The following is a 12,565-nucleotide window of genomic DNA, read 5'->3' on the forward strand; positions in this document are numbered from 1 at the left end:
ACACAAAATCTTACACGAACGGGTGAATAACTCCCGCTTCAAGTACAAAACCGCTTAATACTCTTGAAAATGCTCTGCAAAGTTTGGCGACGGCGAGAGCATTTTCTTTTTTTATTCGGCTTATTGAATTTATATGTTAAATATTCAGTTTCTATTTCAAATAGGATATTATTTTAAATTTTAAGCAATTCTGAATTAAGAATTTTGTTGTTCAATAAAAATACCAAATATTATTTTACTTGTTTTTAGTGCCATATTGGCAGAAAAGAATGACTTGTTACCAGTATTATCTGCCAATTTTTAACTCGTTGTCCACTTCTCAATCAACTTCTCACATTCGCCCATTGGTAGCCAAAGGTTGATATTCATTAAGTTTCTTAGTAGTTCTATGGCACTTTGGGCTTCTATTAGTTGGTTTTCAAGCAATTGTTCAAATACCCATAAGATTCCGTGTACTTCAAATCCTTGTCTTTGTGCTTCTTTTCTAAGTCGGTTATCGCCTGTCAAAATCATGCAATCCTTCAACTCTTTTGCATAGAAATAAACCGATAAATCTTCTCTTGATAGTTTACGTGAATTGACAGATATTTTATCTAAACCATCAATTTCGTCTCTCGTTAAGTATCTTACTTTTAGATGATTAGCTTCTATAAAGTTGGTGAGTTTCTTTTTTTGTTCGGCCTCTAATTCGTTCAAAATCAATTGAGTAGTGTGAAATTCTAAGGGTAACTGAAAGAAAGTTTCTATCAATTCTACTTCACAAAGGTCAATAAACAAATTGGCGTCATTTACAGCAATTTTCAAAAGTGCCTTGGTTTCAGACACGTGTTGTGTGTCTGAAATCATATTTTATCGGTGTTGAGTCCTGCTAAAGTTCTTCGAAAATTGGTTAATGTTTGATTATTCAAAGAAGCCGCTTTACTCAACGAAATCACCTCTTCAACAGCGGCTCGATAGATTAATTGTGAAAAACGCATAGCTTTCTCAACACCTGCATACTTGCCTGGCTCGTTGGTTCGGTAGCCTGCTTTATTCATCCAAATAATGAAACCTTTGTAAGTTGAATCAGCAATGATGTCGAGGTTGCGTAACCTCATCAAGATTGCCTGAATCGAAATACCATAATAGCATTTTTGTTGGATTAACTCCGCAAATGAAACTTTCTTCCTTTTGGAAGAAAAAACCTCAATTACACTAGGTTTCGGAAATAAAAAAGCCCCCGAAAAAGCATGACAATATTTTTCTACATCTAATCCTTCTTCAAACTTAAGTAGGATATGAGCCAATTCGTGTATGGCAGTAAAACGCTTTCTGAACGCATCATCATTGGCATTTATCACAACTACCAATGCTGCATTGGCTTCGGCACTAAAACCTTGAAAACCATCAGTTGCGTCAACTTCTAAAACTTTGATTCCTTTTTCTTCTAACACTTCTATCACGCTCGGAATCGGTTTTAAACCTAAATTCCAAGTTGCTCTTACTCGTTCAGCGGCTATTTCAATATCTTCTAAGTTCTTTACGATAAAACCTTCAATCGGATTCGTAAATGATAAGTGAGCGTTGGTTAACTCTTCCAGTTCAAAATATCTGTCTAATCTATCTTTGGCAGTTTCCTGAATTGCTATTTCTTCCGATTTCGATAGTTTTACTTTCTTACGATATTCTAACTTTTCGAACGTAATAGCTGAATTTCTATAAAAAAAATCTAAACGCACATTGAGTGCATTAGCTAAATCTAAAAGTGTATCGGCTTCTGGTTTTGATTTTCCTTGTTCAAATTGATGTATTGCTTGTCTGCTTACACGATTTTGTATTTTATCAGAAAGCTCCTGTAATGATAAACCCGACATTCGCCGAGCAGTAAAGAGTCTTTCAGATAAATCTATGTTTACGGATGAGTTCATTTATAATTTTTGTTTACTTGACAAATTAAGTAAAAATATTTTATTTTGTCAAGTGAATTATTGGTTAATTATTTAGTGAATGACAAGAGAGTGAAAGAAATAATGGAATTAGAAGGTGTTGCCATAATATATTTAATATGAATTTTGCCAAACCTCCCCCAATACTATGCTTAAATAGCATCAAGAAATAAAAGTTTTCAAATAGATTTTGATAAATTGCCCTCAAAATCTATTTAACCTACCAATGAAAAAATACTTTCTTTTAGCTTATGCAATGCTTGCTTTGGTTTCGGCTTTGCAGGCTCAACAAAAAACCTATTGCAACCCCATCAATGTTGATTATGGCTATACGCCCATTCCCAATTTTAGCGAATGGGGGCGTCACCGAGCTACGGCCGACCCTGTTGTGGTCAATTACAAGGGTGAATATTATATGTTTAGCACCAATCAGTGGGGGTATTGGCATAGTCCCGATATGCTCAACTGGACTTTCCATGCTCGTAAGTTTCTTCGTCCACACAACAAAGTCTATGACGAACTTTGTGCCCCAGCCGTAGGCATTGTCGGCGATACGATGATAGTTTTTGGCTCGACTTATACCAGTGAATTTACTATCTGGATGAGTACCAACCCAAAAGCTAACGAATGGACTGCTTTGGTAGATAATTTCGAGATTGGTGGCTGGGATCCCGCTTTTTTTACGGATGATGATGGCAAATTTTATATGTACAACGGAAGCAGCAACCGTTATCCGCTTTATGGCATTGAGTTAGACCGTAAAACTATGAAACCCAAAGGTACTCGCAAAGAAATGTACTTACTGGAATCGTGGCGATATGGCTGGCAACGCTTTGGCGAGTACATGGACGATTCTTTTCTCGATGGTTTCATAGAAGGTGCAACCGTCAACAAAAACAACGGGAAATATTACCTACAATACGGAGCTCCAGGCACCGAAATGAGTGGCTACGCCGATGGTGTTTTGGTAGGAAAAACGCCATTGGGGCCTTGGGAAGCTCAGCCCGACCCGCTAAGTATGAAACTTGGCGGTTTTGCTCGTGGAGCAGGTCATGGAGCATCTTTTCAGGATAATCAAAAAAACTGGTGGCACGTTTCCACGATTCAACTTTCGAGCAAAAATAATTTTGAACGACGCATCGGTATTTGGCCTGCGGGTTTCGACAAGGACGATGTAATGTGGTGTAATACGGTTTTTGGCGATTATCCGCATTATATTCCATCAGCAGGACTGGACATCAAAAAGACTTTTACGGGTTGGATGTTGCTCAATTACAATAAACCTGTTGAGGTTTCTTCAACGCTGGGAGGATATTTGCCCAATAATGCCGTTGACGAAAGCATGAAAACCTACTGGTCGGCCGAAACAGGCAAAGCGGGCGAGTGGATTAAAACTGATTTGGGAAATTTGTCAACCGTCAATGCGATTCAGATAAATTATGCCGACCAAGACGCCGATTCTTCGTTTTTGGGAAAACAAGTGAATATCAAGCATCAATACAAACTTTGGTCGAGCCTTGACGGTAAGAAATGGACAATTTTGGTCGATAAATCAAATAATCAAACTGATGTGCCGCACGAATATGTAGAGCTTTCACAGCCGATTCAGACTCGCTACATCAAACTTGAAAATGTGGCTATGCCAACGGGTAAATTTGCTATCAGTGGTCTGCGAGTTTTTGGCAATGGCAATGGCTTAAAACCCGATGCCGTAAAAGATTTTATGGTGCTAAGAACCGAAAAAGATAAACGCAGTGCATGGATTCGCTGGCGACCAGAAAATAAAGCGTATGCCTATAATATTTATTACGGAACAGCCCCTGACAAACTCTATAACTGCATCATGGTGCATAATGCCAACGAATACTGGTTTAGAGGCATGGACAAACTAAGTACGTATTATTACACCATCGAGGCCATCAACGAAAATGGTGTTTCGGAGAAAACGAAAGTGTTGGAGGTGAAGTAAGAAGGTTTAGATAGGTCTTTATATTTACTTTGGAGGATTGTGAGGGAATTAAGATTAGGTAAATATCCATATTGAATGAAAAAAAATGAAGGGAATATAAATATCAATCAATAAAATGTAAATTTACATTACTGATACTTGTATAAATCTAAAATTCATTTGTAATCATGAAAAAGTTTATTCAAACCTCGATAGTATCTTCTTTTATTTTACTGACTTCAGAAATTATATTTGCCCAACAAGCTTCTGAGCTTGACCCTAAATTTACTAAATTACCTCGTTATGCAGACCTTTCGGCTATTACAGCCGCTATCACAACACCCACACAAGGGATGATGGTTTATAATATTGCTACTGCCTCTAATTGGTATTATAATGGCTCAACTTGGACAAATGTTAGTTTTGCATTGCCTTATTCTCAATCACAAACTTTAAATTCTGGCGATTTATTTAGTATCACAAACACTTCTCCAACTGTATCAACTATGGCTACTTCCATCAGAGGAGAGTTTAATGGGGCGGTATCAAATCTTATAGGAAAAGGCATCGGTGTATATGGTAGAGGAATCAAAACATCAGGCTTAGGAGCAGCATACGGAGTTTATGGAGAGACGGTTTCTGATGTTGGGGTGGCAGGTGTAACAAATACTTTTTTTGCAACTGGAACAGGAGTGCTGGGTTATTCTGATTCGGGGTATGGTGTAAATGGGAACTCAAATGCTGGTATTGGAGGCTATTTTAGCTCAACATCAGGTTATGCACTAATTACTGCAAATGGCAATGTAGGTATCGGAGTAGCTGCTCCCACAGCAAAATTAGATATTCAGGGGTCGATAAAAATTGCAAATGGCTCACAAGGAGCAAACAAAGTTTTGGTTTCTGACGCTAATGGTTTAGCAACGTGGCAAACCATTTCATCGCCGTCTATTGCAGCTCCTTTAAGTTTTAGTGTTGCCAATAGCTCTCCAACATTTTCAGCTATCAATACAGGAAACGGGCGAGCTGGGTATTTTTCAATCAATAATGCTTCAAACTCGGCAAGTGCTCTTTATGTGGAAAGTAATAGTAATGGTTATGGAGCATTGAATGTTAGGTCAACAGGCGGCAGAGCAGTTGTTGTCGAAGCAACCAATAGTATTCCTTTAACGGCGTCCACGGCATCAAATTCGGAGGTAGCACAATTTGTAAATGAAGGTGCTGGCCGAGGACTTTGGATTTATACAACAAATTCATTGAATACTTCTGATATGCTTATTTCAGAAGCGAGAGGTGGTACTGGTGTATGGGGGATTTCTTCATCGGGTACTGGCGTAAATGGTGTTTCTACAACAGGTGCGGGTGGTGTATTTTCTTCAACGTCAGGTAATGCCCTCATCACTCAAAGTGGTAATGTAGGCATTGGTACAGGTGCACCCACAGCAAAACTACATGTCAATGGCTTTACTAAATTGGGTTTAAATGCTCCTGCTATTAAAACCGTAGAATTGACAGAAACAACAAGCCCCAGTAATTCAGGCTATTCGGCAGGTGTGGCACACAACTTAGATGCTACTAAAATCATAGCTGTAAATGTTACTGTATTTACCGATGGTCTATACATTCCGCCTGCTTACGATGATAACCTTCAACTCAAATATAATTATTATTACAACGCCAGTACGATAACAATTAAAAACCAAGCATCAAGTTGTGCATCTGGCACTCATATTTGTAATAAAACAGCTAAGATTTTCATTACTTATAAAGAGTAGATGCCATAAGATTTGCAAACAGAATGTTTTTATCAATTTGATTTTTAAACCACTTATAACACTGAATTATGAAATCTAAACTTATTCTTTCACTCTTGTTATTAAGCACATTTTTTACAGCATTTAGTCAAGAAAAAACATCTCAAAATACTAAAACCACCATTGTAGAAAAAGGATTAATCAAGGTATCTGTCATGTATCCTTATGCCGAGGGTAAGACATTTGATATGGCGTATTATGAAACAAAACACATGCCGATGGTAGCTGGTTATTTGGGCGAGAATTTAGTAAAATATACCATCGAAAAAGGTCTTGCCAGTGGTATTCCTAATACACCTTTGCCGTTTATGGCGATTGGTACTTTCTATGTAAAAAGCCTAAGCGATTATCAGGCTGCCATCGCACCCAACCGAGATGCTATCAGAAAAGATTTTGCCAATTATACCAACATAACTCCTACTATTTTAGTGAGTGAGGTTGTTAAATAAGCTTAAAAAACTTTATAGTTTCCGTTTCGTCAGAGCTTTCCAAAGAATAGGAATAGACTCTGAAGGAACGGAAATCTTATTTTAAGGCAAACGTTTGCAGTTTTTTGTATTTTTGCTTCTTATAGTGGTATAAAATACTTATAATTAGTTGGTTAGCTTATTTTTATATTTGTTTGAGTTGTGAAAAATAAACTCATTTAGCTATCATTTCCCCGACCCACAAGTTTTTCTTAGTTGATATGACGCTCGTCACGCTTAATTTTATAGATGGGTTCTATTTTGAACAAAAATCAGAGCCGTCTATTTATTCAACCTACAATATTTTCAATTCATGAAATCTTACGTTTCAATCTTTTTATTGACCATTTTTTGCCTAAATGCTTTTTCGCAAAGCACAAAAGCCCCTGCTTATCCACTTGTTACGCATGACCCTTATTTTAGTATTTGGTCGAACACCGACCAACTGAATGCTTCGCCAACCAAACATTGGACGGGCAATGAACAAGCATTAACTGGTTTTCTGAAAGTTGATGGCACTATTTATCAGTTTTTAGGTGCTGAAGGTCCAAGTTTCAACGATATACTGCCAGCAGGCGATGATGTAAATTATCAAGCAAAATACACCGAAACCGCTCCTACTGATGATTGGATAAAACCTACTTTCGATGATAGCCATTGGAAAACGGCCATTGCTCCCGTCGGTAATATTGATGGTGTCTCAAAAACACGTTGGACTTCACGAGATATTTGGTTTCGTCGAACTTTTACGCTTGACAAAGTTGATTTCAACGAACCTCTATTGAAATTACAACACGATGATGATGTTTGGGTATATCTCAATGGCGAACTCATCTATACCGCTCGCTGCTGTGCAGGAAAATACTTGATGTTGCCGATGTCGGCCGAGATGAAATCGAAGTTAAAAAAAGGCAAAAATGTCTTTGCAATTCACGTAATCAATACAGGTGGTGGTGCATTGGTCGATGTTGGAATTGTACAAAAGTCTATTCCTGCCAAAACTCAAAACATCGTTTTGGCTGAGCAAAAAAGCGTAAAAATCAATGCTACACAGACTATTTATGAGTTTTCTTGTGGCAGAAAAATCGACATCAACGTAACGTTTACTTCACCTTTATTGATAACAGATTTAGATATTTTAGCTCGTCCAGTTTCATACATTTCTACCAAAGTAAAAGCCAATGATGGCAAAAATCATGCGGTAGAATTGAGTTTTGCTGCCTCGACCGATATTGCTTGTAATGTCAATTCGCAGGAAGTTTCTGCCAATAAATATGTTTCTAAAAACCTCAGTATTTTGAAAGCTGGCACAACCGAACAAGCAATTTTGAAGAAAAAAGGTGATGATTTACGCATCGACTGGGGCTATATGTACATAGCTGTTGCGAATGATAAAAACATCAGCCAATTTGTATCTGATAATACAAAACCTTTTCAAGTAGGAAAAAATGCGGCAAAAACTGGTAAAAAATTATCATTACACACGGTCGCAAATATGGGGAGTATTGGTAGTCAAGCAAAAGAACAAGTAATAATGTTGGGCTATGATGACCTTTATTCGATTCAATATTTCGGTAAAAATTTGTTGCCGTGGTGGAAAGAAGACAAAGCGACTACTATTGAAACGCTTTTGGCAAAAGCCTCAAAAGAATATCCGAGTATCATTGAAAAGTGTCAACAAACCAACGAAATGATATACAACGACGCACTAAAATCAGGCGGAGCAGATTACGCAGCTCTTTGTGAATTAGCTTATCGTCAAGCAATTTCGGCTCATAAATTGGTCAAAAGTCCCGAAGGAGAGATTTTGTTTTTATCGAAAGAAAATTTCAGTAATGGTTCAATCAACACTGTTGATGTGACTTATCCATCTGCTCCGTTGTTTTTGGCTTATAACCCCGATTTACTTAAAGGAATGCTCAATGGTATTTTTTATTTTAGCGAAAGTGACAAATGGAAAAAGCCTTTTGCCGCTCATGATTTGGGAACATATCCGTTGGCCAATGGACAAACCTATGGCGAAGACATGCCCGTAGAAGAATGTGGCAATATGATAATTTTGGCAGCGGCGATTTGTAAAGCTGAAGGTAAAACCGATTACGCTAAAAAACACTGGGAAACCATCAAGATTTGGGCAGATTATTTGAGCAAAGAAGGTTTCGACCCAGCTACGCAACTTTGTACCGATGATTTTGCAGGTCATTTGGCTCGCAACACTAATCTTTCGATAAAAGCCATTGTTGCTTTGGAAACTTTCACTCAATTGGCAAAGCAACTAAACGCAACCGAACTTTATAATAAATACGAAAAACTCACCAGAGAATACGTAACCAAGTGGCAAGAAATGGCTTCGGCTGGCGACCACTTTGCCTTGACGTTTGATAAAAAAGACACGTGGAGTCAGAAATATAATTTGGTTTGGGATAAGGTTTTGAAACTGAATTATTTCCCCAAAAGTGTATTTGACAAGGAAGTGAAATATTATCTCTCAAAACAAAACCAATTCGGCTTGCCGCTCGATAGCCGTGCATCTTACACCAAATCTGATTGGATAGTTTGGACATCTGTTTTGACCGATAACAAAGCAGATTTTGATGCTTTATTGAAGCCGATTTATTATTATTCACAAAATACTTCAAGCCGAGTGCCTATCAGCGATTGGCACGATACAAAATCGGGAAAAATGGTCGGTTTTCAAGCAAGAAGTGTAGTTGGAGGCTATTTTATGAAAGTTTTGGAAGATAAATTTAAAGAAAAATAATTTTTGTATTGCCAACAAAGCCCATAATGCCAAATGTACTGGTTGTTATGGGCTTTTATATTTTCTAGCCTTAAGTTGAAAATAATATTCAAGATTTCTTCTACTTTAGGTAAGAACTTTGCGACTAGAAAATCTTATTTATCGAAAACTAAATAGAAATTAATGATAATTTAATAAAGTATCTAAAATTTGAACGATACCTTCGTTTTGAATTAACTAACAAACAATGAAAAAAACCATTATACTTTTATATTTAATCACTTTTAGTATCATTTCTTTTGCACAAAGTACAGGCAAAATAATTGGCAATGTAACAGATAATCAGCAAGCAATAGAATTTGCTAATGTTACTTTGGCAAAACTGCCAGATTCCACAAAAATTTTATACTTTACAAGTACTGATTCATTGGGCAATTTTTCTTTTGATAAAATTAATTTTGGCAGTTATACGCTCCAAATTAGCTTAATTGGGTACCAGTATTTCACACAAAAAATTGTATTAAATGAGGAAAACAATACCATAATTCTAAATAATTTGAAGTTAAAAAGCGATGCCAAATTACTTAGTGAAGTAGTTGTTACTTCTCAAAAAAAACTAATTGAAAAAACCAGCGAAGGCTTTATTGTAAACGCTGCGGCCAACATCACGCAGCTTGGAGGAACCGCAACCGACCTTCTTAAAAGTACACCAACCGTAGCCGTGGATGCTGACGGAGCTATTACATTACGTGGAAAAACACCTTTGATTTTAGTCAATGGACGAAACTCAAACCTTACAAATGCTGACCAAATTCCAGCAAGTAGCATTGAAAGTATCGAAATAATCAATAGTGCTTCTGCAAAATATGACGCTAACGCCGAAAGTGGTATTATTAATATTCGGCTCAAAAAAAATACGCAAAATGGTACTAATGGAGCTATTGCATTGGGTGCTGGTTTGGGTTCTCGAAGTAGAGTTAATAGTTCTGTTTTGCTTAATCATAAAGTTGGAAAATGGAATATTGGATTGGGTTACGATAACCGTTTTGCAGGACGAACCAAACATATTACTGGTAATCGAACTAACTACAATTTACCAAATACGTATCAAATCAATCAGGATAGAAATGATGAGAGAGTTGAACGGCTACAAAACCTAAAATTTAACTTAGATTTTGCGGCTAACAGCAAAAACAATTTCTCGATTGAAGCCATTGGAAATATTGAAGGACAAGATAACCTAGAAGACCTAAAAAGTTTAATTTATACCCAAAATAATAGTTTTAATTCTGGAAATGACCGATATTCAGCAGAGTATAGACGTGCAAAAGTAGCAGAATTTGCACTAAATTATACACGCAAATTTATTAATCCACAAAAATCATTGTCGGCAAATATCAATACTTCCATCGAAAATGGCAGAGAAAATACAGATATTTCAACCCAAAACTTGAATGAAAATTTAAGCAATGTTGGCGAAACTTTTTTCCAAAAAACACATAATTATGAGAATGGAAACATTTCAAATGCTATGCTTGATTACGTTTTCCCAATAACAAAAAAAGGAATTTTAGAAACAGGATATAAAGGTATTTTTCGTTCAATCAAAACCGATTATGAATCTTCAAATAAAGTTGGAAACGATTACGTAATAAATTCAGCTTCAAGCAATATTTTCAATTTTAATGAAAATGTTCATGCACTTTATGCTCTTTATCATGCTTATTTAGGAGAAAAAAACAACCCAAAATGGAAATATGAATTGGGCATCCGAGCAGAAAAAGTAAATAACAGTGGTGAAACACAAAACAACAGTACACATTTTACGAATGACTATTTAAAACTTTTTCCGACTGCCAATTTTAGCTATTTTACAAGCCCTGATGAATTTTGGAAAATTAGTTACGGAAAAAGAATCAATCGCCCAAGATTAGGACAGTTAAACCCTTTTGTGGACATAACCGATGCCCTAAATCCACACAGTGGAAATCCAAATTTAAAACCCGAAATTATTCAAGCTCTTGAAGTTGGGTACAACAAAGAATGGGAAAATACTACACTTTCATCGAATGTCTTTTATAGGTATTCAAAAAATACCATCCGAAACTATTTTCAACAGCAAACCAACGGCACAGTACTTAATTTGCCAATAAACATTGGCTCGGCAAATAGCTTTGGCTTAGAAAATATTTTTACCGCTAAACCAAATAATTTTTATGACTTAAATGCGAGTATCACACTGTTTCAGCAAAAACTAAATGGGAGCAATATTTCATCTGATGCAGTGCAAAATGCTTTTAACTGGTACGGAAAAATCATTAACAATTTTGTGATTAGTAAAGGTGGGAAATTACAGATAATTGGCAATTATAATTCGGCAGCAACCACGCCACAAGGTAAATTAATAGCTTTATACAATATAGATTTAGGCTTTCAACAAAAACTTGGAAAAGGCAATGCTCGATTAGGTTTAGTAGTAGTTGATATTTTCAATACATTAAAAAGTGGAGCTAAAAACTTTACTTCCGATTTTGTAAGTAATCGTACCCAAAAAGCTGATACGAGAGCTGTCATGCTTACGTTTGCTTATACTTTTAGGTCAGCTTTTAAGGAAAAACTGTTAGAAAATAAATTCTCAAAGGAATTTTAAAAACTATATCGAATTAAAAAGTAAACTATAATTAAATAAAAAAACAGCCATATTAATTTATAGGAAAATGTTGTTTTCATTCATCAAAATCAGTTTGATAAACAACTTTTCCTGTGGCCGAATTAGAGACTTTCACCCAATCTACTGACCCTGCACCTTTGGACGTTAAGCGAACATCTGCAAGTTCAGCACAAATGGTGTTTGTCAGAAAATTATTCTTAAACGCTAGTTTATCATTGATAAATACTTCAATATCTTTAGGGTCGAAATGTAGTGTTCCATCTTTATATTTAATTTTTAATTGTGTTAATTGGGGTTATCCAATCCTTTTCGTGGGCCACACCAAAACCCCACGAAGTCCATTGATTTGGTTTACAATAAACTATGTGATTGATGGTTTTGATTACCTTTTTATTAACCAATAATTTTAATCGGTAAACGTCTGGATAAAAATATGTTTGTGAGATAGTATCACACTTTTTTTTTGAATTTGAAAAATATCCAGCATAATTATCCAACGCTTTGATTTTGCCAACACCAAGCTCCACTTCTATATTCTGCACTCGACTAAGCGATTGCACATCGAACAAGATTCTAACCGACTGAGGATACAGCCCTACAGTTTTTATAACCTAAACTTTTCTCGTCCCAATCATCAAAATCAGTACCATCATCATTTTTAAATCTTAGCTCCTGTGAAAAAATCTGTTGCATGAGTCCTTTTTGTATTGCTCCAAAAGAGTTTTCTTTTGTTTTAAGGCTTGTATTTTCTCATCAATGGCTGTTAAGAAATTGGCTATTTTTGTTTGTTCGGGGAGTTGGGGTAATTGTATTTTTATTCTGTAAAAATCACTATGATTCAAATCTGATATTGTTGAAGTACCAGCTAATTTTAATATTTGTGTTTGGGTTTGTATTAAATTTAAAAAATAAAATATGATATAATTAGGGTATGCTATTTTAAAAAAGTTGTTATGAAATGCACCTTCTACATTTGTAACAACCATTCCAGTATTCCCTGTTC

Annotated in this window: 9 protein-coding genes; 5 read left to right on the forward strand and 4 right to left on the reverse strand. The window is 36.0% G+C overall.

What is annotated here, in order from left to right; translation table 11 throughout:
• Positions 1-300: 300 nt before the first annotated feature.
• Positions 301-846: a PIN domain-containing protein gene (locus MJQ71_RS11405; RefSeq protein WP_238806746.1), complete on the reverse strand. Its 546-nt coding sequence runs from the start codon at positions 844-846 to the stop codon at positions 301-303.
• A complete protein-coding gene (locus MJQ71_RS11410) occupies positions 843-1,907 on the reverse strand; it encodes a helix-turn-helix domain-containing protein (protein ID WP_238806747.1) in 1,065 nt (354 codons plus the stop codon). Before MJQ71_RS11410 ends, MJQ71_RS11405 begins: the two co-directional genes overlap by 4 nt.
• A gap of 244 nt (positions 1,908-2,151) precedes the next feature.
• On the opposite strand from MJQ71_RS11410, the gene MJQ71_RS11415 reads away from it, so the two are divergent.
• From MJQ71_RS11415 to MJQ71_RS11435, 5 genes are all read left to right on the forward strand, one after another.
• A complete protein-coding gene (locus MJQ71_RS11415; RefSeq protein ID WP_238806748.1) occupies positions 2,152-3,894 on the forward strand; it encodes a family 43 glycosylhydrolase in 1,743 nt (580 codons plus the stop codon).
• 167 nt (positions 3,895-4,061) lie between these two features.
• Entirely contained in the window at positions 4,062-5,645 is a 1,584-nt protein-coding gene (locus MJQ71_RS11420; RefSeq protein WP_238806749.1) for a phage tail-like protein, read from the forward strand.
• Positions 5,646-5,713: 68 nt separating this feature from the next.
• Complete coding sequence (locus tag MJQ71_RS11425) at positions 5,714-6,133, forward strand: EthD family reductase (protein WP_238806750.1); 420 nt, start codon at positions 5,714-5,716, stop codon at positions 6,131-6,133.
• A gap of 331 nt (positions 6,134-6,464) precedes the next feature.
• Positions 6,465-8,912 (forward strand): glutaminase family protein, encoded by a 2,448-nt coding sequence (locus tag MJQ71_RS11430; protein WP_238806751.1) that lies wholly within the window; start codon positions 6,465-6,467, stop codon positions 8,910-8,912.
• Between the two features lie 226 nt (positions 8,913-9,138).
• Positions 9,139-11,541 (forward strand): TonB-dependent receptor, encoded by a 2,403-nt coding sequence (locus MJQ71_RS11435; protein ID WP_238806752.1) that lies wholly within the window; start codon positions 9,139-9,141, stop codon positions 11,539-11,541.
• 290 nt (positions 11,542-11,831) lie between these two features.
• On the opposite strand, the gene MJQ71_RS11440 is transcribed toward MJQ71_RS11435, so the two are convergent.
• Together MJQ71_RS11440 and MJQ71_RS11445 are read right to left on the reverse strand one after the other, a co-directional pair.
• Positions 11,832-12,104, reverse strand: coding sequence for a hypothetical protein (locus tag MJQ71_RS11440; RefSeq protein WP_238806753.1), 273 nt, complete (start codon positions 12,102-12,104; stop codon positions 11,832-11,834).
• A 123-nt stretch (positions 12,105-12,227) separates the two neighbouring features.
• The gene (locus tag MJQ71_RS11445; protein WP_238806754.1) at positions 12,228-12,548 is read right to left on the reverse strand and encodes a restriction endonuclease subunit S; all 321 of its coding nucleotides are present in this window, start codon (positions 12,546-12,548) and stop codon (positions 12,228-12,230) included.
• Positions 12,549-12,565: the final 17 nt, after the last annotated feature.

This window comes from Emticicia aquatica (assembly GCF_923079645.1).
Taxonomy (GTDB): Bacteria; Bacteroidota; Bacteroidia; order Cytophagales; family Spirosomataceae; genus Emticicia; species Emticicia aquatica.